The organism is Nocardia sp. NBC_00565 (genome assembly GCF_036345915.1).
GTDB lineage: Bacteria > Actinomycetota > Actinomycetes > Mycobacteriales > Mycobacteriaceae > Nocardia.
In genome coordinates this window covers 8,088,216-8,111,913 of record NZ_CP107785.1, presented here as the reverse complement: position 1 = coordinate 8,111,913, position 23,698 = coordinate 8,088,216, and the positions used below count along the sequence as shown (strand labels likewise).

At 67.3% G+C, this 23,698-nt stretch carries 20 protein-coding genes; 11 read left to right on the top strand and 9 right to left on the bottom strand.

Annotated elements, in window-relative coordinates:
• Nucleotides 1-103 precede the first annotated feature (103 nt).
• The 5 genes from OG874_RS37410 (at nt 104) to OG874_RS37390 (ending at nt 7,240) form a co-directional block, all read left to right on the top strand.
• Nucleotides 104-583, top strand: coding sequence for a universal stress protein (locus tag OG874_RS37410; protein WP_330251756.1), 480 nt, complete (start codon nt 104-106; stop codon nt 581-583).
• 57 nt (nt 584-640) lie between these two features.
• Nucleotides 641-1,735, top strand: coding sequence for an isochorismate synthase (locus OG874_RS37405; RefSeq protein WP_330251755.1), 1,095 nt, complete (start codon nt 641-643; stop codon nt 1,733-1,735).
• A gap of 125 nt (nt 1,736-1,860) precedes the next feature.
• Nucleotides 1,861-2,028, top strand: a complete 168-nt coding sequence (locus OG874_RS37400) for a DUF2613 domain-containing protein (protein WP_330251754.1) — start codon at nt 1,861-1,863, stop codon at nt 2,026-2,028.
• A gap of 73 nt (nt 2,029-2,101) precedes the next feature.
• A complete protein-coding gene (locus OG874_RS37395; RefSeq protein ID WP_442943469.1) occupies nt 2,102-6,616 on the top strand; it encodes an alpha-(1->3)-arabinofuranosyltransferase domain-containing protein in 4,515 nt (1,504 codons plus the stop codon).
• 180 nt (nt 6,617-6,796) lie between these two features.
• Nucleotides 6,797-7,240 carry a DinB family protein gene (locus OG874_RS37390; protein ID WP_442943468.1) on the top strand — a complete coding sequence of 148 codons (444 nt, stop codon included), beginning with the start codon at nt 6,797-6,799 and terminating at the stop codon, nt 7,238-7,240.
• Nucleotides 7,241-7,365: 125 nt separating this feature from the next.
• Here OG874_RS37390 and OG874_RS37385 read toward each other — a convergent pair whose 3' ends face one another.
• Complete coding sequence (locus OG874_RS37385; RefSeq protein WP_330251753.1) at nt 7,366-8,562, bottom strand: acyltransferase family protein; 1,197 nt, start codon at nt 8,560-8,562, stop codon at nt 7,366-7,368.
• 227 nt (nt 8,563-8,789) lie between these two features.
• Here OG874_RS37385 and OG874_RS37380 point away from each other — a divergent pair, with 227 nt between their 5' ends.
• On the top strand, nt 8,790-9,902 hold the full coding sequence (locus OG874_RS37380) for a DUF3068 domain-containing protein (RefSeq protein WP_330251752.1): 1,113 nt from the start codon (nt 8,790-8,792) through the stop codon (nt 9,900-9,902).
• Nucleotides 9,903-10,026: 124 nt separating this feature from the next.
• On the opposite strand, the gene OG874_RS37375 is transcribed toward OG874_RS37380, so the two are convergent.
• On the bottom strand, nt 10,027-10,392 hold the full coding sequence (locus tag OG874_RS37375) for a VOC family protein (RefSeq protein WP_330251751.1): 366 nt from the start codon (nt 10,390-10,392) through the stop codon (nt 10,027-10,029).
• 104 nt (nt 10,393-10,496) lie between these two features.
• The gene (locus tag OG874_RS37370) at nt 10,497-11,840 is read right to left on the bottom strand and encodes a polysaccharide biosynthesis protein (RefSeq protein ID WP_442943190.1); all 1,344 of its coding nucleotides are present in this window, start codon (nt 11,838-11,840) and stop codon (nt 10,497-10,499) included.
• Nucleotides 11,841-11,952: 112 nt separating this feature from the next.
• Between OG874_RS37370 and OG874_RS37365 the strand changes: the two genes are divergently transcribed.
• On the top strand, nt 11,953-13,785 hold the full coding sequence (locus OG874_RS37365) for a hypothetical protein (RefSeq protein WP_330251750.1): 1,833 nt from the start codon (nt 11,953-11,955) through the stop codon (nt 13,783-13,785).
• A 31-nt stretch (nt 13,786-13,816) separates the two neighbouring features.
• Here OG874_RS37365 and OG874_RS37360 read toward each other — a convergent pair whose 3' ends face one another.
• Nucleotides 13,817-14,983, bottom strand: a complete 1,167-nt coding sequence (locus OG874_RS37360; RefSeq protein ID WP_330251749.1) for a glycosyltransferase family 4 protein — start codon at nt 14,981-14,983, stop codon at nt 13,817-13,819.
• A 208-nt stretch (nt 14,984-15,191) separates the two neighbouring features.
• Between OG874_RS37360 and OG874_RS37355 the strand changes: the two genes are divergently transcribed.
• The gene (locus tag OG874_RS37355; RefSeq protein WP_330257591.1) at nt 15,192-15,941 is read left to right on the top strand and encodes a class I SAM-dependent methyltransferase; all 750 of its coding nucleotides are present in this window, start codon (nt 15,192-15,194) and stop codon (nt 15,939-15,941) included.
• Between the two features lie 3 nt (nt 15,942-15,944).
• Here OG874_RS37355 and OG874_RS37350 read toward each other — a convergent pair whose 3' ends face one another.
• Complete coding sequence (locus OG874_RS37350) at nt 15,945-16,238, bottom strand: hypothetical protein (RefSeq protein WP_330251748.1); 294 nt, start codon at nt 16,236-16,238, stop codon at nt 15,945-15,947.
• Between the two features lie 208 nt (nt 16,239-16,446).
• Here OG874_RS37350 and OG874_RS37345 point away from each other — a divergent pair, with 208 nt between their 5' ends.
• Nucleotides 16,447-17,892 (top strand): aldehyde dehydrogenase, encoded by a 1,446-nt coding sequence (locus OG874_RS37345; RefSeq protein ID WP_330251747.1) that lies wholly within the window; start codon nt 16,447-16,449, stop codon nt 17,890-17,892.
• Nucleotide 17,893: 1 nt separating this feature from the next.
• On the opposite strand, the gene OG874_RS37340 is transcribed toward OG874_RS37345, so the two are convergent.
• The 3 genes from OG874_RS37340 to OG874_RS37330 form a co-directional block, all read right to left on the bottom strand.
• Nucleotides 17,894-18,115, bottom strand: coding sequence for a hypothetical protein (locus OG874_RS37340; RefSeq protein WP_330251746.1), 222 nt, complete (start codon nt 18,113-18,115; stop codon nt 17,894-17,896).
• Between the two features lie 319 nt (nt 18,116-18,434).
• A complete protein-coding gene (locus OG874_RS37335; RefSeq protein WP_330251745.1) occupies nt 18,435-19,385 on the bottom strand; it encodes a GlxA family transcriptional regulator in 951 nt (316 codons plus the stop codon).
• A gap of 47 nt (nt 19,386-19,432) precedes the next feature.
• The gene (locus OG874_RS37330) at nt 19,433-19,831 is read right to left on the bottom strand and encodes a winged helix-turn-helix transcriptional regulator (protein ID WP_330251744.1); all 399 of its coding nucleotides are present in this window, start codon (nt 19,829-19,831) and stop codon (nt 19,433-19,435) included.
• A gap of 63 nt (nt 19,832-19,894) precedes the next feature.
• Between OG874_RS37330 and OG874_RS37325 the strand changes: the two genes are divergently transcribed.
• On the top strand, nt 19,895-20,734 hold the full coding sequence (locus tag OG874_RS37325; protein WP_330251743.1) for an NAD(P)H-binding protein: 840 nt from the start codon (nt 19,895-19,897) through the stop codon (nt 20,732-20,734).
• Nucleotides 20,735-20,840: 106 nt separating this feature from the next.
• Nucleotides 20,841-21,674: an HD domain-containing protein gene (locus OG874_RS37320; protein WP_442943467.1), complete on the top strand. Its 834-nt coding sequence runs from the start codon at nt 20,841-20,843 to the stop codon at nt 21,672-21,674.
• A 70-nt stretch (nt 21,675-21,744) separates the two neighbouring features.
• On the opposite strand, the gene OG874_RS37315 is transcribed toward OG874_RS37320, so the two are convergent.
• A complete protein-coding gene (locus tag OG874_RS37315; protein WP_330251741.1) occupies nt 21,745-23,577 on the bottom strand; it encodes a phosphoenolpyruvate carboxykinase (GTP) in 1,833 nt (610 codons plus the stop codon).
• Nucleotides 23,578-23,698 lie beyond the last annotated feature (121 nt).

The window sequence follows — 23,698 nt, the reverse complement described above, 5'->3', positions numbered from 1 at the left end:
ATCCGATTTCGCAGCCGATTATCCGCGCGCGGCAACGCATCGGGGCGAGGTTGCCCGGAGTATGTTGGTGGCGTAGCCATGTGACTCCCACCAGGAGGTCATCGTGCCGTGCGATCTAATGCTCATCGCCTATGACGGATCCGAGAACGCTAAGCGGGCCATCGAATACGCCGGTCGGTTCCTCTCCGCGAACAGAGCCGTGGTCCTCACCGCGTGGGAACCGATGGTGCGCCAAGCCGCCCGATTATCCGGGCTCTCCGGTGTGATGCAGCCGGAATGGGTGCCCGACGAAGAGATCGAGGACGTCGCCTACGTCGATGCCCGCACCATCAATACCGAGGGCGTGCGCTTGGCCAAACTCGCCGGACTCAACGCCGAGGCGCGCACCGCCGAATGCACGACGACGATCTGGAACGCCATCGTCGAAACCGCCGACGACCTCGATGTCGACATCATCGTGGCGGGCACCCGCGGCGCGACCGGCATTCGCGCCCTGATGCACAGCAGCGTCGCCGACGCCGTGCTCAAGCACTGCCACCGCCCGGTACTCATGGTGCCGCCCGGCAAGGAGCCCCGTCGCTGAGATCTGGGTCGCTCGGTCGGCCTGGCGACGGGTTTGCGGGGCTAGGGTCGAGGGATCATGAACGGTTTCTTACTCGCCCAGCCCGATGGCGTGGTCCGTGCGTCGGGGACCCGGGTCGCATTCGACGATGCGACCCGGGCGGTGGCGGCGCTGCGGGATGGGAACGCGGAGTTGATCGTCGGGGCGTTGCCGTTCGATCCCCGGAACCCGGCCGCGCTGAGCGTGCCCGAACAGGCACAACGCACCGCCGGACCATGGCGGCCCGCGGCACTGCCCGAACTGCCCGTTGTCCGGGTGATCACCGAAATACCCAGTCCGGCAGAGCATATCGCGCGGGTGACGAAACTCGTCGAGCAACTGAACGACGCCGCGCAACCATTGCGCAAGGTCGTCGCCGCCAGATCGGTACTGGCCGAGGCCGATGACACGCTGGATCCGGAGGTGGTCGCCGGACATCTGCTGACCAGGCATCCGCATGCGAATGTCTTCGCGGTCGACCTGACGGCCGCCGGTCGGCCCGGTGCGACCCTCGTCGGCGCCACCCCGGAGGTATTGGTCGCGCGCCACGGCGCGACCGTCTCGCTGCGTCCGCTGGCGGGCACGCTACCGCGCCTGGCCGATCCGGACGCCGATGCCGCGCAGGCGCGAGAGTTGTTGGCCAGCACCAAGAATCGTGACGAGCACGCGTTCGTCATCGAGTGGATCAGGGCGGTGCTCGAGCCCGTCTGCGCGGAACTCACCATTCCGGACGGCCCGCAGCTGATCAATACGCACGAGGTCTGGCACCTCGCCACCCCGATCACCGGCCGGCTGCGCGATCCCGCGACGACCGCGCTCGACCTGGCGATTCGGCTGCACCCCACCCCCGCGGTCTGCGGCACGCCGACAAATCTCGCCCTCGACGCCATCGCCCACATAGAAGAGGAGCGCGGCTTCTACGGCGGCGCGGTCGGCTGGTGTGACGCGCGCGGCGACGGGGAGTGGGTGGTCGCGATCCGCAGCGCGGAACTGTCCGCCGACGGTCGCTCGCTGCGGGCCTTCGCCGGCGGCGGCATTGTCGCGGCGTCCGACCCGTATGCCGAATTGGACGAGACCAGCGCCAAGCTGCGCACCTTGCTCGGCAGCTTGCACTGCGCCGTTCCGACCAGCTGAACCGGTCATTTGGCACAGTGCCCGGATATTCGATCCGGCTATTGGTGGCCTGAACGTACGACTTTGCGGGCGGCCCTGCTAGGTTGGCCCAGAATATGCCTGCATCGACGTATTGGAGTGCCGCGATGAAGTTTGCTGTCCCTGGTGTTGCGAGTGCGGTCGCCGGCGCCGTTTTGGGCGTGATCGCGGTGTTCGTGATCACGGTGGCAGTGCAGCAGAACACACGGCCCGATATCGAGCGCACCGACTCCGACTCCTCGCTACTCAACAACGTTGAGTACGGCAGCCGCTGATCCGCTGACCTCCGCTTCATCTACCGACTCGCTCGGTTCTTCCGGCGCGGCGCGTCAGCACAGTAGCGCCCCGCTGGGTAGACGCTGGTTCGCCGGGACAGTGGTCGCGGCGTTCCTGCTGACTTTTCTGCAGGCGCCGGGATTCACCGTCGCCGACACCAAATACGACCTGGCGCAAAATCCGCTGGGTTTCCTCGAACGCGCCGCGCACCTGTGGAGCAGCCAGGCTCCGATGGGCCAGGTGCAGAACCAGGCCTACGGGTACTTCTTTCCACACGGCGCGTTCTTCTCGGCCGGACATGTGCTCGGTCTGCCCGCTTGGGTGACCCAGCGAATCTGGTGGGCGTTATTGCTGCTCGCCGGGTTCTGGGGCATCGTCCGGCTCTGCGAAGCGCTCGGCATCGGCAGTCGCGGCTCCCGGATCGTGGCGGCGGCCGCGTTCGCGCTGTCACCGCGGGTGCTGACCACGCTCGGTTCGATCTCGTCGGAGACGTTGCCGATGGTGCTCGCGCCCTGGGTGCTGCTCGCGCCCGCCGCGCTGGGCACCGCTTATCGACATCGCAAACGCGGTGGTGCGGCCTCGCCCGCGGGGAGTGCGCTGGCCCTGGCGTTGATGGGCGCGGTCAATGCGGTGGCGACAGTGGCGGCATTCCTGCCCGCGCTGTTGTGGTGGGCGTCGTACAAGCCGAACAGGCGGTGGTGGCGATTCACCCGAGCCTGGATTCCACTGCTGGTACTGGCCACGTTCTGGTGGGCGGTGCCGCTGCTGCTGCTCGGCAAGGTCAGCCCGCCGTTTCTGGACTACATCGAATCCTCGGGAGTGACCACGCAGTGGGCGTCCCTGGGTGAGGTGCTGCGTGGCACCGACAGCTGGACACCGTTCGTCTCGCCCGAGCGGATCGCGGGCGCGGTGCTGGTTACCCAGCCCGCGGCGGTGCTGGCCACCGGATTGCTCGCGGCGGCCGGGATGGCCGGGTTGGCGATGCGGTCCATGCCGTTTCGCGGACGGCTCGCGTTGATTCTGCTGGTCGGGTTGGTCGGGATCTGCGCCGGATATGTCGGGGAGTTGAGCGGGCCGTTCGCGGATTCGGTGCGGGTATTCCTGGATTCCGGGGGTGCGCCGCTGCGCAATGTGCACAAGCTGGAGCCGTTGATCCGAATCCCGTTGGTGCTCGGCCTCGCCCATGCGCTGACCAAGGTGCCGTTGCCCGCGTCCGTGCCGATGCCGGTGTGGCGCAGTGCCTTCGCCCATCCCGAACGCGATAAGTCGGTCGCGGTCGCCGCCTTGATTCTCACCGCGCTCGCGCTGTCCACCTCGCTGGCCTGGACCGGAAAACTCGCGCCGCGCGGTGCGTACGACGAGGTGCCCGGGTACTGGAAGCAGACCGCACAGTGGTTGTCCCATAACGCCTCCGACACCCGCGCCCTGGTAGTACCCGGTGCACCGTTCGGCAGCCAGGTGTGGGGGCTGACCCGCGACGAGCCGCTGCAGGCGCTCGCGAGCACACCCTGGGCGATCCGCGATGCGGTGCCGCTGAACCCGCCGGGCACCATCCGCGCGATGGATTCGGTGCAGCGGTTGATCGCCGACGGCAGACCATCGGCCGGACTCGCCGCGACGCTGGCCGATCAGGGCATCGGAATCCTGGTGTTGCGCAACGATCTCGACCCGGAGACGTCGCGTTCGACCCGGCCGATGTTGGCGCATCAGGCGATCGACGGCTCACCAGGACTGACCAAGGTGGCCGAATTCGGCAATCCCATCCAGACGATGGTCATCTCCGATGGCCTGGTCGCCGACGGTGACCTGCGGCCCGCCTACCCGGCGATCGAGATCTATCGGGTCCAGGCGCGGCCGCCGGGCACACCTATCGAAATACGCAGTGGCACAGGCGCTCCGACCTCGTTCCCGGGCGCGTACACGGTTCCCCTGGCCGAGGTTCCGATGGTGCAGGGTGGTCCCGAGGTGCTCGAACGGCTGCACCGCGATTCCGCGTCGACGGATACGCCGAGACTGCTCGCATCCGACGCGGCCGCGGCCGGACTGCCGATCGGGCCGTTGACCGTCACGGATACGCCGATGGCCAGAGAGTCCGACTTCGGCCGGGTGGACAATCACAATTCGGCACTGCGCGCCCCGGACGACGCGCGCCGCACGCACAATCTGGTACCCGACTATCCGGTTCCCGGAGCGGATCTGGTGCGCGGGGAATGGTCGGGCGCGACGATCACCGCGTCCAGTTCGGCGGCCGACGCAACCCAGTTGGGCGGATCCGCACCGGGCAGTTCGACCGCCGCCGTCGTCGATGGCGATCCGTCGACCGCGTGGATCAGCAATGGCACCGAACACGCACTGGGACAATGGCTTCGGCTCGATCTCGACCAACCGATCAACTCCGGGCTGCTGCGACTGTCCACCAGTGCGGCGGCGATCGGCGATCGGGTGAAGTGGGTGGAGGTGCGGACCGCGCAGGGCAGCGTTTCCGCCCGGATTTCCGAACCGGGTGCGTCGGTATCGATTTCATTGCCCGCGGGCAAAACGGACTGGCTCACGATCACCGCCATCCGCACCGAAGACGGCACGCGGGGTGGGCAATTCGGGATCAGCGACCTGACCTTGGACGATTACACCGTCCGTGGGGCACCGGTGCGGGTCGATATCCGACATCGGACCGTGCTGCCGCCAACTCCGGCGGGCGCTCCGGTTCGTGCCTGGGATCTCGGTCAGGAATTTCCGGGGCGCAGTGCGTGTTTCGATGCGCTGGACCGGGTGCGGTGCAGTAAAGGGCTGGCCCTCGCGCCGGAAGAACCCGGGGCGTTCGAGCGCACGTTGTCGGTGCCGCAGCCGGTGACCGTCGCGCCGCAACTGACCGTGCGTACGCGACAGGGGCCCGCGCTCGAGGCACTGCTCACCGACCATTCGCGCGCGGTGGCTCGCGGTAAGGCCGATGTCGGCGACCTGCGTGGTTCCGCCTTCGCGGCGACCGATGGGGATCCGCGCACGAGCTGGACGGCTCCGGAGGATTCGGTGCGGAATCCGGCGGGCGGCAAACCGACGCTCACCCTGGAATTGCCCGAACCCGCACTGGTGACGGGGCTGGACCTGACACCGTCGCTCGGCGGGCTGCCCGCCAAGCCGCTCTCGGTCGCGGTGAACCTGGGCAACGGACCGCAGATTCGCGAGCTCGAGCCCGACGCCACGACCCGAATCTCGTTGCAGCCCACGGTGACCGATCGCATCGAACTAAGCATTCAGACCTGGAAGCCGGTGCTGGATCGCACCGCACTCGGTTTCGCGGTCGAGCAGCCACCTGGTCTTGCCGAGGTGTCGGTGCTCGGGCCGGAGTATCCCGCGCCTGCCGCGCCGGACCGGCTCATCACCATTCCGTGCGTAAAAGGGCCGACCATCGCACTCGGAGGACGCTTCGTCCACACGACCGTCACTGCGACCGCCGATGAATTACGTTCCGGCGCACCGGTTCCCGCTCGCGTGTGCGCGAATTCGGAAGTCCCTCAGGAAGTGGGAGGTACCCCGGATTCGACTGGTGCCCCGGATTCGGAAGCGAGCGAAACCGGAGTCCTCGACATTGCGGTGCCCCAGGGACGCGCCGATGTGACGGTCGCGCCCACCGATCTCTTCTTCGTCGACCGACTTCGCTTGAACCGCACCGATTTCGACCCGCCCACCGCGCCGCAGCCGGATCGCGCGACGCCACCGAACCAGCTCCTCGTGCTGCCGCTGAGCACCAACGTCGGCTGGCGGGCACGCTTCGCCGATGGCGGCGAGCCGGAACCGATCGTGGTCAACGGCTGGCAGCAAGGCTGGCTGCTGCCGGACAGCGCCGCCACCCGATCGAATCCCGCAACACAGTCAGGTCCGATCACCGTCTCGTTCCCTCTCGACCGCTGGTACCGCCTCAGCATCTTCGGCGGCCTGCTACTACTCATCCCGCTGGTCCTCCTCGCCATCCCCCGCCGAGCCGGCACGCGCCGTATCCCGGTAGCCGTTGGGCCGAGGCCGAATCCCGATGCGAGCGATCGCCAGAGCGCTTCCAAGCCGACGACAGCCCCCGACTCCGCTACGCGCCCTGCTCCGAATCCGGATGTCACCACTGGCGATCCCCTGCTTCGCTCCAGCCCCGCCACCGATGCGCGCGACGACTCAGCCCGTCGATCGCCCGGTGATGACGCAGCTACGCCGGCACCAGCCGAAGCGGCGACTCACGCCGCCGAATCCCCCGCTGTGGCAGACGACTACACCGCGGACTCGCCGCCGTCCACCTGGGGCAACCGCATCCTCGGTGCGCTCGGAATCGGCGCTGTCGCAACGGTGATCGCCGGGCCGGTCGGCACCGCACTGACTGTGATCACTCTCGCCGCGGTCCGCTTCGTCCCGCGAGTGACGCCGAAAGTCCTTGCCGCCGTGGCGGGTCTGGGCACCGCCGCGGCTATCGCCGCCCTCTCCACCGGACCATGGCGTGCCGCGGGCGGATATGTGGGCGGCTCGCTGTGGGTCCAGCTGCCCGCCTTGCTCGCCGTTGTCGCGGTGGGTATTGCCACGCTGCCGGCGCGCCGCCCACGCAGGTAGCGAGCCGCCGCTCGACAACCTGCGCTCAGCAGCGACAAATCACGCACCTGCGGTCCGATGGGTGTCTCGAACCCAGCAACCGTCGATGGTTCTTATGGAGCGAATCCGATTGCTAGCGTCGGATAGGTGACGGCTTGTGCGGAGTGCGGATTCGAATACGAACCGGCGTTGGTGCCCGAGATTTCGGCGCTGACGAAGGTCCGCGCGGCGGAGTACGCCGCACTGCTTCGGCGTGACGACCAGGAACTCCGGCGGCGAACCGCACCGGAGGTGTGGTCCCCGTTGGAGTACGCGTGCCATATGCGCGATGTCCTGCTCGCACAACGCGAACGGGTGCTGCTCGCACGTCGCGCCGATACGCCGACCCTCGAGCCCATGGGTCGCGATGAACGCGTCGAGCACGACGGATATGCCGATCAGCAGCCGTCGGACGTGGCCCGGCAACTCGGCGATGCGGCGCTGCTGTTCGCCAATGTGCTCGATCGGTTGGCACCCGCCGACTGGGATCGCACGCTCATCTACAACTTTCCCGAGCGGCAGCAACGTCCACTGAGTTGGCTGGCCCTGCACACACTCCACGAACTGCGGCACCATCTCCTCGACATCCGCCGCCAACTCGACTGACCGTCATGCGACCCATCAGCTGTGATACATACGATTCGGCAGGCCGGACGCCCGGCAGACGTCGGAGCATCGATCAACTCGTCCGCGGCGCATCCGAGCCGATCACGGCGTGCGCGCGAACCGCGTCAGCGGACTGTTTCGCCGCTCGGCTCCGACATGGCGCTGGCGGCCTTCGCGCGATCGCGATCTCGGACGAAGCGGCGCGCCGGTTCCTCGATCAGGGCATAGCTGGCCGCGGCGACCGGAAGCGTGATCGCGATCGTCAGTATCAGGACCACCACGAAATCGCCGCGGAACGGCAGGATTCCGAAGATCGGGAAGACCACCGTCAGCACCGCGAGATGCCAGAGAAAGATGCCGTAGGACCAGCGCCCGATGGTGGCGGCGACCGAGGATTCCAGCCAGCGATGTGGGCGAGCTCCCGGCGCACGCAGCACCAGCGGCGCGAGCAGCGCGAAACCGATGATCGCGCCGAAACCCATCTTGGCCGCGTACTGCCACGGCTCGGCCCGGGTCAGTCCGGCGGGCCCACCGAGATCGGTGGCGGAGCACAGGAAAGCGACGAGCGCGACACTCCACATCACCGGCTGATTGGCGAGCACCCGCAGCTTAGGCGATAGCCGATCCCTATTATCGACGAGTTCGGCGAGCAGCATGCCCGCAGCGAACCACGGCAGATAACCGGGCAGCCAATTGTCGGCGTGGATGGCGTCGGGCGTCGGCACCGGGATGAAGTTCCAAGTCATGCTTACCGCCGCGAGTGCGAGGATCGCGGGAATGCGCCAGCGCGCGGCGTCGCCACGCAACCGCACCGCCGCGAACGCCAGCAGCGGCAGCACCACATAGAAGGCCACCTCGACGGACAGGCTCCACATCTGGGTGAGTCCGTCGGTGAGGGTCAGCGGCACGAACACCTGCGTCAACGCCAGATTCGACAGCCACACCCGTACGCCGGCGGTGTCCGCCGCGCTCGGCTCCAAGACCAGAACCGCCACCACCACAACCCAGTAGGCGGGCAGAATGCGCGCGGCCCGGTGCCGAAGGTAGTAGCCGACCGACGGCGCGGTGCCGAGCCCGCGCGCCGCGGCGGCGTGCGGACGCCAGAGCAGGAAGCCCGACAGTGCGAAGAACACCGCGACGGCCATATCGAACCGTCCCCAGATCCGGCCGAGTACGGGCGCATTCGCCGCACCGGTCTGGAACGCGACGTGCGTCAGCAGTACGCCGAGCGCCGCCATACCGCGCATACCTTCCAACGCAGGCACGAATCCGCGCGCTCGGATGGGCGCATCGGTTGTCGGCGCGGGCAGGGTGGCGGTCATCGGCACCAGTCTGCGGCTTCGTTCGTGCGACCCCGCAAGTGGGTCGTCCTACAGCTGGTAACACAACGTTTCAGATTTCGCGTTAGACTCGGGCGATTTCTGGGTCTAATCCGGCCTCGGCACCGCATGGTACGACATCGGGCTGTTAGTGTCGGGGCTCACGAGTGCCGCGGTGCGCCCGCAGTACTCGCCGTACAGACCTGTGTTCTACGACGAGGAGAGTTTGCATGGCACTGAGTGCCGGAACCAGAAGGACGGTGGCCTGCCTGCTCGTGGGTCTGGGCGCGTTGTTGATCGTCGCCGCGGTGATGATTCCGTCCTACACCGTCAGCAAACTGGCGAAAACTCCTCTCGACCTCGAGATCACCACCATAGCGACGAACCAGCCGGGCGAGGACAGCCTGGTCCTGGACTCGAAGTCGCTCAGTGCGCCGGAAGGCGCGGCCAAGATCGACACCAATGTGCCGCTGATTTCGCAGCGGTTCCTCACCGTCGAGGACCCCTCGGATGCCACCGAGATGACGGTCCAGGCGGGTCAGACCCTGCGGCGCATCGATAAGCAGGGCGACACCGGCCTGCTCACCGCGACCGTCGACCGGGTCACCATCGACCGCGTGTCGGGCGCGCCGGTCAGCAAGGACCCCAACGGTTCCGTCGCGGTCACCACCACCAAAGAAGGCGAGTCCATCGCCGATCCGGTGCAGCACACCGGTCTGCAGTACCGCTTCCCGATCGGCACCGAGAAGAAGAGCTACCCGTACTTCGATGTCAACGCGCGTAAGTCCTACGACGCCAAGTTCATCGAAGAGACCGAGATCAACAGCATGAAGGTCTACCACTTCCAGATGACGGTCCCGGTGACCAACATGTGGGAGGTGATTCAGGCGCCGACCAACAAGCTGAGCCTGCCCGCGGCCAAGTGGGGCCTCGAGGGCGACGAGCCGGTCACCATGACCCGGTTCTACACCGACACCCGCGACCTGTGGATCGAGCCGAAGACCGGCACCGTGATAAAGGGTGGCGAGCAGATCCACCTGTACTACGCGCGCAACGGCGACCACCCCGATGTCACCGCGCTGAAGTCGCACCTGGTCTTCGATGAGAACACCATCGAATCGCAGATCTCGGTGGCCAAGGAGAACATCGACAAGCTGTCGCTCTACGGCCGGATCCTGCCGATCGTGTTCGGCGTGCTCGGTGCGATCGCGCTGATCGGCGGTGTGGTCCTGGGCATTCGCGGTGGGTCCACGCCCGCGCCCGCGGGTCGTCGCGGCGGTCCGACCGGCCGCGGTGGAGATGACGCTCCGACCGAGCAGATCAGGATCCAGAAGAACCTCTGACGGTAGTCAGATCCTCGGCCCCCAGGTTGCACCTGGGGGCCGAGTTCGTTTCCGCACAGGTGTATTCGGCGCGCGTGCGCTCGGTGCCGAGGTGGTTGACGCTCAGAGCGGTTGGCGCTCAGCGTCAGGGGGCGGACGAACCCAAGGTGTAGGCGACCGGATGTGCCAGCTGATAGAGCAGCATCACTCCCGCGCCCGGGATCTTCAGGTCGATGCAGCGCCCGAAACTCCGATCGGCTATCTCCCCCTCGAATTGCGCCCCGCGCCCGGCCAATTCGGCGATCGTCCGCTCGAGGTCATCGCACATCAGCGAAATCTCGTGGCGCGGTGGACCATCCGCAGGATGTACACCGAGCTCACTCGGCCCCGTGCCGAAGATGAGCCACCCGTCATGGGCATCCACATTCGGCCAGCCGAGAACGTCGCGAAAGAACCCACGAGCCAGATCCGGATCCTGCGCATAAACCAGAGTGTGCACACCGGTGATCATGTCCGTGATCGTAAACGCCCCACCTCCAATCCCCGCACACCCGTGCACACACCGGGATGGCGGGTATCGCTGGACGGCGGGCGCAGTTGGCTCGGGTGGGTTTCTCAGCTGGGTGAGGGGTGCGATTCGGTTGGGGTGGGGTGGTCGGCGGTGCGCAGGACGATTGCCGCGATCAGGATCGTCGTGGCGGCGGCGACTCCGACGGCGGTGGTGATCAGGGTGGGTACCGAGCGGGCGAAGCAGGTCATGAGCACTACCTCGACCGCGAGGCCCAGCCAGGTCACCGTGGCGAGGGCGGTGCGGTCTACCGCGATGGCCGAAAGCAGTGCGCCCTGCAGCACGGCGAGGATGGCGCCTTGTAAGGCGAACAACCACAGCATGCCTTGGATCGGGGCGTAGTCCTGTCCCGCGAACAGCGGCGCCAACGGTGCCGCCACCGCCGCACCTACTACCGCGATGATCCCGATGCCGGACAAGACAGCCAGCGCATCCCGTATCGCGCGCGCCGAGTGCGTCGGCTGCGCCATCCGCGGATACAACACCACCCCTACGGCCTGCGGCAACCAGAACGCGATCTTCGCGGCGATCGCCCCGAGCGCATACCTGCTCGCATCCGCCTCATCCAAAACGACCCGCGCAATGATCAGATCCGCCGACGACAACGCCATCAACGCCGCCTGCACCTGCGCGGCCCGCAACACCGGCAATACCCCAACAAACCGCGCACCCCCGTCAGCCGCATCACCGGAACGCCGCTGCGCACGCATCCGCGCCGTCCGGCCCTGAGATACACCCGCACGCCCGGGTCGCGCGCCTTCGACTCCGAAACCACCATCATCTGAGCCGTCATCTGGCGATGGCTCGATTGCCGCGTCGTGTGCCGGGCGGATGCGGGAATGGGGGGAGCCTGCTGTGTATCGCGCGAAGGCTGCGGCTGCGACGATTCCGAGGGCGGCGGCCCATAGGGCGGGGGCTGCGCCGCCGCCTAGGGCTAGGACGATGAGGGCGGGAGCTACCCGGGCGATGCCGGCTGCGCCGAGGACCACTGCCAACGCGCGGAAGCGTCTGCTGCCCTGCAGGATTCCTTGTTCGCCGGATAGCAGCACCAAGGCGGGGGCCGCGCCGAGAGCGGCGGCGCAGGCGACCACGCCGACGTTCAGTACTGCGGTTACCAGCGGCACCAACGCTGCGGCCACTGCGGCAACGATCACCGCGCAGCGCCACTGCAGGCCGCGCAGCGCCGCGACGCCTGCCCCACGCACGAGTTCCCTGGCCACTACGTTCTGCAGGGCCAGCGCGGGCACCGCACATAAGAGTTGGACGGCCAGCAGGCTCGCGAATTCGCTGTAGCCGGTGACGCCCAACCAGCGGCTGGCCAACATCTGCAGCAGATATCCCGCCACATTGGCCGTCATCGCGCCGGCCGTTACCAACGTCAAATCCGCCACGACGGGAAGGCGACGGACGGCAGGCACGCGGCAATCGTCCCACCCGACCGGCCGTTGCCCGCACCCGCCCGGCGGCGCGCGGCTTCCCGATCGGAACGTAGGGTGCACAACCGTGAGTGGCAGCGGCTCGACGCGGCGCGACCGGTGGACGAGGTTGGTCCCGGCCGGGTACAGCGGAGTCCTCGCGCTGCTCATCGCCGGTCCACTGCTCGGGCCGGGTTATCTGCTGCTGCGGGATGCGGTGAGCACACCGCGCTCCTATCTGACGGACTCGGCGCTCGGCCTCGGCGACGCCGCCCCACGAGCGGTACCGCAGGACGCGCTGCTCGCGGCACTGTCACCGATCATCGACGGCGGCCTGATCGTCAAGGCGATCCTGCTCGTCGCGCTGTGGGCGGCCGGATACGGCGCGGCGGTGCTGACCCGCGAACTACTCCGAGTATCGACCGCCCCACAACTGGTAGCCGTCACCGTCGCCCTATGGAACCCCTACGTCGCCGAGCGTCTACTCCAAGGCCATTGGAGCCTGCTGACCGGATACGCCGCACTGCCCTGGACCGCACTGGCCGCCTACCGAATCCGCGCATCCACCATCGCCCGGCGTACGGGTGACACGGCTTGGCGGCTTGGGGCGGCGGGGGCTTGGGGCGCGTTGGCCGGGTGCTTTGCGGCTGCGGGACTCACTCCGACCGGGGCGTTGCTGGCGGGCTGTACCGCTGTGGTGCTGGTCGGGCGGCGAAACTTGCTCGGGACGCTCGGCCTGCTATTGGTGGCGTCCGCGCCGTGGTTGACGGCGACGGCGCTGTCTGGGGCCGGGTCCGAACCTTCCGACCCGGCCGGGATAGCCGCATTCGCCGCGCGCGCGGAACCTGGCCTCGGCACCCTCGGCTCGCTGGCCGGGTTGGGTGGAATCTGGAACGGCGACTCGGTGCCGGACTCCCGCATCACCCTGCTCGCCCTCATCGGCACCGTTCTGCTCCTGGCTGTCGTGGCGACCGGCATCCGCGCGACCGCCAGCAGTCGGGCGGGCATCCGCGCGGCCGACGCAGAGATAGCCAGTGTCGATCACGCGAGCCTCCGAGTTCGCCGTACTCTGCTGATACTCGCGGTCGCCGCTGTCGTCCTCCCCGCCTTGGGGTCGACGCCTTGGGGCATGAGCGTCATGGAGTGGCTCGTCGCCGGCGTGCCCGGCGCGGGACTACTGCGTGATACGCAGAAGTACGTCGCACTGGCCATGCCCGCCTACGCGCTGTGCGCCGCGGCCGGATGCCGAGCACTCGGCGTGCGCTTCGCCCACACCCCCTCGACTGCCAACGCGCACAGGTCGCCCGCAATATCGCTGACCGCAATAGCATTCATCGCATTGCTCGTACTGCCACTGTTCGATCTCGCCTACGGCGTAGGCGGCGAGTTGCGGCCGGTGCACTACCCCGCCGGGTGGCAGCGCGTTACCGAGCGGATCGACGGGCCGGGAGATATCGCGGTCCTGCCCGGGGGCATGTTCCGAAAGTTCCCATACAGCGGTAAAGCGCCCGTGTTGGATCCGGCGCCGCGGATGCTCCCGCACGATGTGCTGCAGACCGGTGAGCTCCCGGTCCGCGGACGTACGGTCGCGGGCGAAGGGGCCGGGGCTCGGGAGGTGGAAACCTTACTGCTGCACGGTGGTTCGGCGCGACAGTTGGGTGATCTCGGCGTCGGCTGGGTGCTCGTCGAGCGCACTACCCCCGGTCCGCTGGGCGAGTCGAAAACGACACTCGCCCAATTGGACCCGATATACACCGACCAGGACCTGACGCTGTACCGAGTCCCCGCCGTCGCCGACCATCGCTCCGAATCGCAGCCCGCCCACCGCACGATCGCGTACGCCGCCCACATCCTCTGGGCCGCAATGCTCGTCGGCGGCCTGCTGCTGGCGGCCTTACTACGCCCGCGGCCGACCGCATGAAAACCGTTGGCAGCACACCTATCCGGCGCGATTACGGACCGGGCGGAATCAGTCCGGAGGTGTGCTCCCCACGAGCAACCGCCGCGAGCACGTCATAAACCCCGTTACCCGTTTGCTCCCAAGAGAATTCACGCGCCCGAGCCCGCGCCTTCTCCCCCATGACCGTCCGCGACTCATTGTCGTCGAGCAAATCCCCGACCGAATCGGCCAGCTGGGCAACATCATCCACGAGCACACCGGTCACACCGTCGACAATGGAATCGGTGAGCCCCCGCGAACTGCGGTAACCAATGGTCGGCACACCGTGCTGGGCGGCCTCGATCACCGCGAGCCCCCAACCCTCCTTGCGCGAGGGCAGCACATGCACCCAGGCTCGCGCGAGCAGTTCGTGCTTGCGACGCTCATCGACGTGACCGTGGAAGGTAACCGCGTCAGCGATGCCGAGCCCATGCGCGTCGGCCTTCAGGTTGTCCGCCCACCAGCCATCGCCGATCACATCGAGCCGCAGCCCGGGAATCCGATGCCGTAGTCCGGCCACAACGGCCAGCGCGTCCTCGATCTGCTTGTGCGGCACCAACCGCGACAGCACCACGATCCGCGGATCCTCCGTGCGCGTCTCGACACACCCGGTCGGTGCATCAACTGGAACCGGTTCAGCACCATTGCGCACCACCGCGATCCGCGACCCGTCCACGCCCAGCGTGGCCAGCTCCTCGGCCGAGGGCAGCGAAACGGTCAGATATTGGTTGTCCCGATGCACCCGCGGCGAGAGCCGCGATTCGATCCACCACCCGATCCGCCCGACGAGACGCCCGGCGACCGGCCATTGCTCGCGATGTCCGTGATGTACCAACACCACAGACGGCGCGGCGCTCGCGGCACCCGCGAAGAACGGGATCCCGTTCTGGGTGTCGATCACCGCATCGGGCCGCAGACCGCGCAGCGGCCCGATCCCGAGTCGGCCGAGGGCGATGGCCGCCAGGGCCCGCGGATAAACGGTGAACCGCCCGCCTGCCCGGCTGATATCGATGCCGTCGATCCGCTCACGTTTCGGCGCGCCCGGATAGCGGGCGGTACGCAGGGTGACTTTGACCCCCCGCGCGGCGAGCTGGGCCCCGACCTGCTCCAGGTACCGTTCGCTGCCGCCGCCCTGCGGGTGCCCGGTGTCACGCCAGCACAGCAGGAGGACTTCGCGCACGGTGGAGCTTCTCTCGGTCGACAGGTCCCGGGTCGGGAAGGATGAATATCGCCGTACACCCTAACCCGTGCACCCGCCCAGCAAGCTCCGCACCGTCCGCGGGATTCCCCAGCGGTGGGGCTATGCGAGACTCTCCGCCGTGCCGAGAGCTGAAACCGAGCCGACCGAAGCGGCGGAAGTAGGTACCCCGCCGTCCGGGCGCGGACGCCTGTCCCGGTTCGCGCGACGGGCCACGCTGCGCCGGTCGCTGCGGTTGCTCGGCAGTTTCCGCTTCGAGCAGACCGATCCGGCGCTGTTCTACGGTGGCCTGGCCGCCGACAGCGCCGCGATGATCGGCGATTTCTATGCCGACGTCACCGGGCGGCCCCTAGTGGGCGCGACGATCCTGGATGTGGGCGGCGGCCCCGGCTATTTCGCCGACGAATTCGTCAAGACGGGTGCGCGCTACATTCCGGTCGAACCCGACCCGTCGGAGATGCACGCCGCCGGACTGTCGGTCCCGGGCGCGGTCCGCGGTTCCGGAATGGCGCTGCCGTTCCGCGACGACGCAGTGGACATCTGCTTCTCCTCGAATGTCGCCGAACACGTACCGCACCCCTGGGTCATGGCCGATGAGATGGTGCGCGTGACTCGCCCCGGTGGGCTGATCGTGTTGTCGTACACGGTGTGGCTCGGCCCGTTCGGCGGTCACGAAACCGGCCCCTGGCACTACCTCGGCGGCGAGTACGCCGCGCGTCGATACCGCCGCAAGACCGGCCGGGAACCGAAGAACCGCTTCGGCGAGTCGATGTTCGCCGTTCGGGCGGTGGACGGATTGCGCTGGGCGGCAACCACTCCGGCCGATATCTTCGCGGTCTTCCCCCGATACCACCCACGCTGGGCGTGGTGGCTCGTTCGGATCCCCGCGGTGCGTGAGTTACTGGTGAGCAATCTGGTTGTCGTGGCCACCAAGAATTAGCTCTTACTTCTCCAGCCACCCTCGGCGCCAGGTGCGCCGCCCGCAGGCCACCTGGGCCCAGGGTGATTCCTGAATGGCCAGGCCCACGGTTTCCAGCGCCGTGAGGCCGACTAGATCGGCTAGCAGTCCGACGACCGCGACGGCCTCGGCGGCCTGCATCGCCGCCGTCGCCTGCTCGATGGTCAGCGTCCGGCCCGGCAGGAAGGAAACCACCCACCCGCCTGTGCCAACACTCTTAGCTTGATGCTCGGTCTGGTCGCTGGTCATCAGCGACAGACCGATCACTTGCACCGCCATGACTCTGACTCCCCAATTGCGTAATCGGTTCATGAATCGAGCGAGCTGATCAATAGCTACAGCATGACCGGTGCAACAACAGAACGCAATAGTGCGTTCTCTGAAAAGCGAACCGACAGGTTGGAATTCGCCCTGTTCAGAACGGTGTCCGAGCGAAAAACTGGAACAGGTTACAGACAATCCGGCCGCAAAACTGTAACGTGTTCTCATGCATTACGACAGCTTGTTCATCGGCGGCCGCTGGACCGCGCCAGCCACCACCGAACGCCTCCAGGTCGTCTCACCTGCGACGGTCGAGACGGTGGGCAGCGTCCCGGTGGTGGTTCGCGCCGACGTCGACGCCGCCGTAGCCGCCGCACGGCACGCCTTCGACAACGGCCCGTGGCCGTCCACTCCGCCCGAAGAGCGCGCCCAGGTACTGTCGCGCGCCGCCCGCCTGATCGAGGAGCGTTCAGCCGATCTGCTCGCCACGCTCACCGCGGAAATGGGCGCACCGCAAATGATTGCCATGACGCTAAACCAGATTCCGGCGGTGGCCACGCTCGACGCGTACGCCGCACTGGCGAAGTCCTTCCCCTGGCACGAAACGCGCACCGGCCTGTTCGGCACCTCGCGGATCTCTCGCGAGCCACGTGGCGTCGTCGCGGCCATCACCGCGTGGAACGTCCCGCTGTTCCTCGCGGCCAACAAGCTCGCGCCCGCCCTGCTCGCCGGATGCACGGTGGTGCTCAAGCCCGCGCCGCTGACTCCGCTGACCGCCAACAAGATCGCCGACATCTTCACCGACGCAGGCTTGCCGGAGGGCGTGCTGTCGATCCTGCCCGCCGAGGCGGACGCCGCCGAATATCTCGTCTCGCACCCGGGCGTCGACAAGGTCACCTTCACCGGCAGCACCGCGGTCGGCCGCAAGATCGGCGCCATCGCGACCGGTCAGCTCAAGAGCGTCTCGCTCGAACTCGGGGGCAAATCCGCGGCAATCCTGTTGCCGGATATGGACGTTGCCGCCAATATCCCGGTGCTCGCCTTCTCCGGTCTGATGAACAGCGGCCAGGGCTGCGTCGCGCAGACCCGCATCCTCGCGCCGCGCAGCCGCTATGACGAGATCCTGGACGCACTGGTCGAACACGTGCGGACGCTCGAGACCGGCGATCCCGCCGACCCGGCAACAACTTTCGGCCCGCTGATCTCCGAACGCCAGCGCGACCGGGTCGAGGGCTATATCGCCAAGGGCAAGGAAGAGGGCGCGCGCCTGGTCCTCGGCGGCGGCCGCCCGGCCAATGTGGATCGCGGCTGGTTCGTCGAGCCGACCATCTTCGCCGATGTCGACAACAAGTCGACCATCGCGCAGGAGGAGATCTTCGGCCCGGTCCTCTCGGTCATTCCGTACGAGACCGAGGACGAGGCGGTCGCCATCGCGAACGACTCCGTCTACGGCCTTGCCGGTTCGGTCTGGACCACCGATATCGAGCACGGCGCCGAGATCGCCGCGCGGGTGCGCACCGGCACCTACGCGATCAATTGGTATGCGTTCGACCCCGGCTCGCCGTTCGGCGGGTACAAGACCTCCGGCCTCGGCCGAGAGAACGGACCAGAGGGTCTGGACGCGTTCTGCGAACAGAAGTCCCTGCTGATGCCGCTGGGTTGGACGGGGTAATTCAGTCCCCCGGCATGACCACCCGGAGTACGGGCTGATGACGCATACCCGGTGTGCCGGCACTGCTGTGCGCACCGGGCGCGTCGACGATCTCGACCCGCCAGCCGGGCGGCAGCACCGATTCCAACCGGCCCGCGGCACGCCGCAGCGGCGTACTCGCGGTCGCCAGTTCGATTCCGGCAACGTCGGGCACTGTCAACGGGCCTATTTCCAGATCGGTCATGCTCCAACCACCTCTCGCGCGTCGATGTCATCGTTGGCCGCGGACGCGGGGCCACGAGTCGAAAGGGAAGTAGTTCAGTCGATCTAAGTCACGCAGTTAACGCTTGGCAATCGAACTGGTCGGTTGAGACGGAGAACGTACGAAGCATAAGCCACCACCGGGCATACCTGGCACCGCGGACATTCCCGCAGCGCGTCGAGCTTTTGCAACCGTAGCGCACCTGACGCTCGGTATCCGGCGATCTGACACACTGCTGACGCCGCGAGCACTCGGCACCGCCGTGCACGCAGGACCGTCGGCGATATCCGCGAACGATCCGCTAGCGGCGAAGTGACCGCCGATACCCGGCGGGCGTCGTGCCGGTCGCCGCACGCAGATGCACCCGCAAGGCGGTGACGCTGCCGAATCCGGACTGTGCCGCGATGACTTCGACGGGTAGTTCGGTGGTTTCCAGCAACTCCCGAGCGCGCACCGTGCGCTGCGCGTCCAACCACCGTCTCGGGGTCGTGCCGACCTCGGCCTTGAACCGGCGGATGAAGGTGCGCTCACTCATCAGCGCATATCCGGCCAGCGCCGAAACATCCGGTGCCGCCACCGGATTCGCCGCGGCCCAGGCCATGGTCGCGGCCAGCGTGCCCGGGAAGTCGTTGCTGCCCAAGGCATCCGGGATGTACTGGGCCTGGCCGCCCTCGCGGTGCGGTGGCGTCACATTCCATCGGGCCAACTCCGCCGCCGCGCCCGCGCCCAGTTCCCGGCGGACGATATGCAGGCAGAGGTCGAGACCGGCCGATAATCCGGCCGAGGTCAGCACGTCACCGTCGTCCACATAGAGCGCCGTCGGGTCCAATTTCACTGCCGGAAACAACGCGGCGAACTCATCGCAGTACGCCCAGTGCGTGGTGGCGGGCCGCCCGTCCAGCAATCCGGCCCGCGCCAAGACGAACGCGCCGACACAGATGCTCACCATGGTCGCGCCGCGCGCCGCCGCGGCTCGTAGCGCGTCGAGGACCTCCTCGGGCGGCGGCAGCGTCGGCAGCCCGATGCCCGGCACGACCACGATGTCGGCGGTCTCCAGCGCCTCCAGACCGTCCGTCACCAGCAGCTCGAATCCGTTCGGCGTCCAGACCCGCCCGGGCCGCACCCCGCAGGTCCGCATCTCGAATCCCACCGGCGCACCGGTGGTACCCGGCCCATGCCGAAACGCCTGCACCGCACACGTCAGGTCGTAGGTCATGACCCCGTCCAGCGCGAGCGCGACTACCTGCTTCACATCCTCAGTTTGGCACGAATCCAAGCACTACTGCCCTTTCCGCCACTTTATCGGTTCTGCCGGTCGTAGCGGCGCTGAGCAGCCACCACCTCGACCGTGTTCTGACGGATCCAACCCAGGAATTGATGCAGGGACTCGGTGAGTCCCCGGCCGAGTGCGGTCAGTTCGTAGCTGACCCGAGGCGGGGTGGTCGGCTCGACGGTGCGCGCGATCAACCCGTCCCGCACGAGCGTGCGCAGCGTCTGCGAAAGCATCTTCTCGCTGATCCCGCCGATCATGGCGTGCAACTCGGAAAACCGCAGTGGCCCGGCACCGAGCGCGGTCAGGATCAATATTCCCCAGCGGCTCGTGATGTGGTCGAGCACCTCACGAGCCGGGCAATCACTGTTGAATGCGTCACTCATGCTCGGCCAGTCATCGTGCCGAACCTGCGAACGTACCGCCATTTCCGGAGCTTACCTGAAGGTATGTCCTTTCCGACAGTAAGCTAGGCGGCCTACGCTGCCGCCATGGTCACAGTCATTTTCGGAGCCAGAGGCAATGTCGGCCGCCATGTCGCGGCGGGCATGATTTCGAGGGGCGAGCAGGTCCGCCCGACGAGCAGGGAACCCGGAACCGCGGGCTTCCCGCCGGGCGCGCAGGTCGTCGCAGCCGATCTGGAACAACCGGAAACGCTGCCCGCCGCACTCGAAGGCGCCGAGCGGGTGTTCCTCTACGCCAAGCCCGACGGGATCGACGGTTTCGTCGCGGCAGCCGAGTCCGCCGGAGTACAGCACGTGGTACTCCTGTCTTCCGGGGCCGTCCTGCGGACCGATGCCGCGGACAACCCGATTGCCCGGATGCACGCCGTCGTCGAGTCCGCCATCGAAAAGTCCGATCTGGCGTGGACATTCATCCGGCCCGGCATGTTCGCCACCAACGCTCTGTGGTGGTGGCAGCAGTCCATCCGCGCCGAAGGCGTCGTTCGGATGCCATATGCCGACGCCCGGACGGCACCCATCCATGAGAAGGACTTGGCCGCACTCGCGGTGACCGCGCTGACCGAACCGGGTCATCAAGGCCAGGCCTACCCCGTTTGGGGCCCTGAGTCACTGACTCTGCGCGAGCAGGTCCAGCACATCGGTGCGGCCATCGGCCGCGAGATCACCGTCGAGGTGATCCCCGTCGAACAGGCGCGTGCGGAACTCGGTAAGACCATGCCATCGATCGGCGTCGATGCCGTTCTAGCCGGATGGGAGGCCGGACGCACCACAGCACCACAGGTGTCGACGGTCATCGAGGAGGTCACCGGTCGTCCCGCGCACACGTTCGCGCAGTGGGCAAGGGACCACGCGACCGACTTCCGCTGAGCAGTCACCGCAGCCACGACGTCCCTGAACCCGCGAAGCCCGGTACGACTCGGAAACCTGTCGACCGGGCTTTCTGCCGCTAGGATTGGCGTGAATCCGAGTATTACTGGCATTTCCGCCACTCGTCGGCAATCGGCGCGGGCGCTTCACTGAACAGCGAGAACCGGTCGAGGAGAAGGAGAGGGACGTGGGTGCGCCTGCTGGAATCGATTGGGAATGGGCGACGCGGACCGGGGGAACGCTATCCGGGAGACAGCACCGGCAGCTGGCGGTCGAGCTCGCGCGGACGCTGCCGAAACTGGGCGGTGCGCAGCTCAAACGGGTACTCGGGAGAACCGGTACCGGGCGTCTGGAGTTCGCGGGGCTGCGGCTACCTGATTCGAAACTCGCCACGGCGGCCGAAACCGAAGCCCGCGAATCGCTTTCGATCCACATGCTCGAGCATTCGTATCGCACTTACTTCTTCGGGCGGGTACTGGCCGAGCTCGACGGTGTTCGCTACGACGACGAACTGGTTTATATCGCCTGCCTGCTGCATGATCTGCAGCTCGAAAGCCCGACTCCGGGCAGGTGTTTCGCGGTGGCCGGTGGCGAACGGGCGGCAGCGTTCGCGGTGCGCGAGGGCGCGGAACCTGAACGCGCACAGGCGATCGGGGCCGCGATCGCCGCGCACATCACACCTGGCGTTGCCAACGATCTGAGTGATCCCGGCGGGTTCGTGTCCGCGGGCGCTTCAGTGGATGTGATCGGGGCGCGCTTCCCGGAACTGGATCCGGACTGGGTCGCGCAACTGTTGCAACGGCATCCGCGTCACGATGCCAAGCGGCAGCTGATCGCCGCGTTCAAGGCCGAGGCCGAGGCGGTGCCGAAGGGCCGCGCGGCCCTGCTGAACAGTGTCGGCTTTCTGCAACTCGTCCGGATGGCTCCGTACTCCGAATAACCTGTCGGATAAACGAATTCGCCCGCACCATCTCCGAAGATGGTGCGGGCGAATCAGCTTCGGGGCGCTATCAGCCCAGGCGCTCCTTGAGGGCCTCGAACTCGTCGCGCACGCCCGAAGGCAGCTTGTCACCGACGAATTCGAACCACTCCTCGATCAGCGGGATCTCCTTGCGCCACTCGTCGGCGTCGACGACCAGCGCCTCGTCGACATCGACGGGATCGACCTTCAGACCGTCCAGGTCCAGCTGCGCGGCGGTCGGCACGTGGCCGATCGCGGTGGGCTCGGCCTGCGCCGAACCCTCGATGCGGCCGACGATCCACTCCAGCACGCGGGAGTTCTCACCGAATCCGGGCCACAGGAAGCGGCCGTCGCCGCCACGCCGGAACCAGTTGACATAGAAGATCTTCGGCAGCTTGTTCGCATCCGCGTTCTTGCCGACATTGATCCAGTGGTTCAGGTAGTCGCCGACGTGGTAGCCCAGGAACGGCAGCATGGCCATCGGGTCGCGGCGCACGGTGCCGACCTTGCCCTCGGCCGCGGCGGTCTGCTCCGACGACAGGGTGGCGCCCATGAAAACGCCGTGCTGCCAGTCGAAGGATTCGGTCACCAGCGGGACCGTGGTCTTGCGGCGACCGCCGAACAGGATGGCCGAAATCGGCACGCCCTGCGGGTCGTCCCATTCGGGAGCCAGCGTGGGGCACTGCGACATCGGCGTGCAGTAGCGCGAGTTCGGGTGCGCGGCAAGCGTTTCGGTCTCCCGGAGGAACCAGTCGTTGCCCTTCCAGTCGATCAGGTGATCGTGCTCGCCCTCCAGGCCCTCCCACCAGACATCGCCGTCATCGGTGAGCGCGACGTTGGTGTAGACCGTGTTGCCGGCCTCGACAGTCGCCATGGCGTTCGGGTTGGAGCTGCGGTTGGTGCCCGGCGCGACGCCGAAGAACCCGTACTCCGGGTTCACCGCGTACAGGCGGCCGTCCTTGCCGAACCGCATCCAGGCGATATCGTCGCCCAGGGTCTCCGCGCGCCAGCCGGGAACCGTCGGCTGGATCATCGCGAGGTTGGTCTTGCCGCAGGCGCTCGGGAAGGCCGCGGCGATGTAGTAAGCCTTGTTCTCCGGGGAGATCAGCTTGAGGATCAGCATGTGCTCGGCCAGCCAGCCCTCGTCGTGGGCCATGGCCGAGGCGATGCGTAGTGAGTAGCACTTCTTGCCGAGCAGCGCGTTGCCGCCGTAACCGGAGCCATAGCTCCAGATCTCGCGGTCCTCGGGGAAGTGGGTGATGTACTTGGTGTCGTTGCACGGCCACGGCACATCGGCTTCGCCGGCGGCCAGCGGCGCGCCGACAGAGTGCAGCGCCTTCACGAACGGCTTATCGGTGCCGAGCTTCTCCAGCGCGACGGCACCCATCCGGGTCATCACGCGCATCGAGACCACCACGTACTCCGAGTCGGTGAGCTCCACACCCAGCTTGGGGTCCTCGGCGCCGAGCGGGCCCATACAGAACGGCACCACGTACATGGTGCGGCCCTTCATCGAGCCGCGGTACAGCTCGGTCATGGTGGCGCGCATCTCGGCGGGGTCGATCCAGTTGTTGGTCGGGCCCGCGTCGGCCGCGGTCTTCGAACAGATGTAGGTGCGGGATTCGACACGCGCCACATCGGAGGGATCGGAGAGGGCGAGGTAGGAGTTCGGCTTCTTCTCCTCGTTGAGCTTCTTGAAGGTGCCCGCCGCGACGAGCTGGGTGGTCAGCCGGTCCCACTCTTCATCGGAACCGTCCGCCCAGACCACTCGCTCTGGCTGAGTGAGTTCTGCGACTTCCTGTACCCAGGCGAGTAGTTCGCTGTGCTCGGTCGGCTGCTTGCCGTCGGAATTCCGAAGACCAGGAATGGTCGCTGAGGTCATGAAAACTCTCCTGAGATGGGCGGTTCACGGTGTCTCCGCCTGGACTGGCCCTTTCGAGCGACCTGCAAGCAGTCGCTAGCGGGCAGGCCCATGACCAGCGCGAACACACCGAGCGCCACCG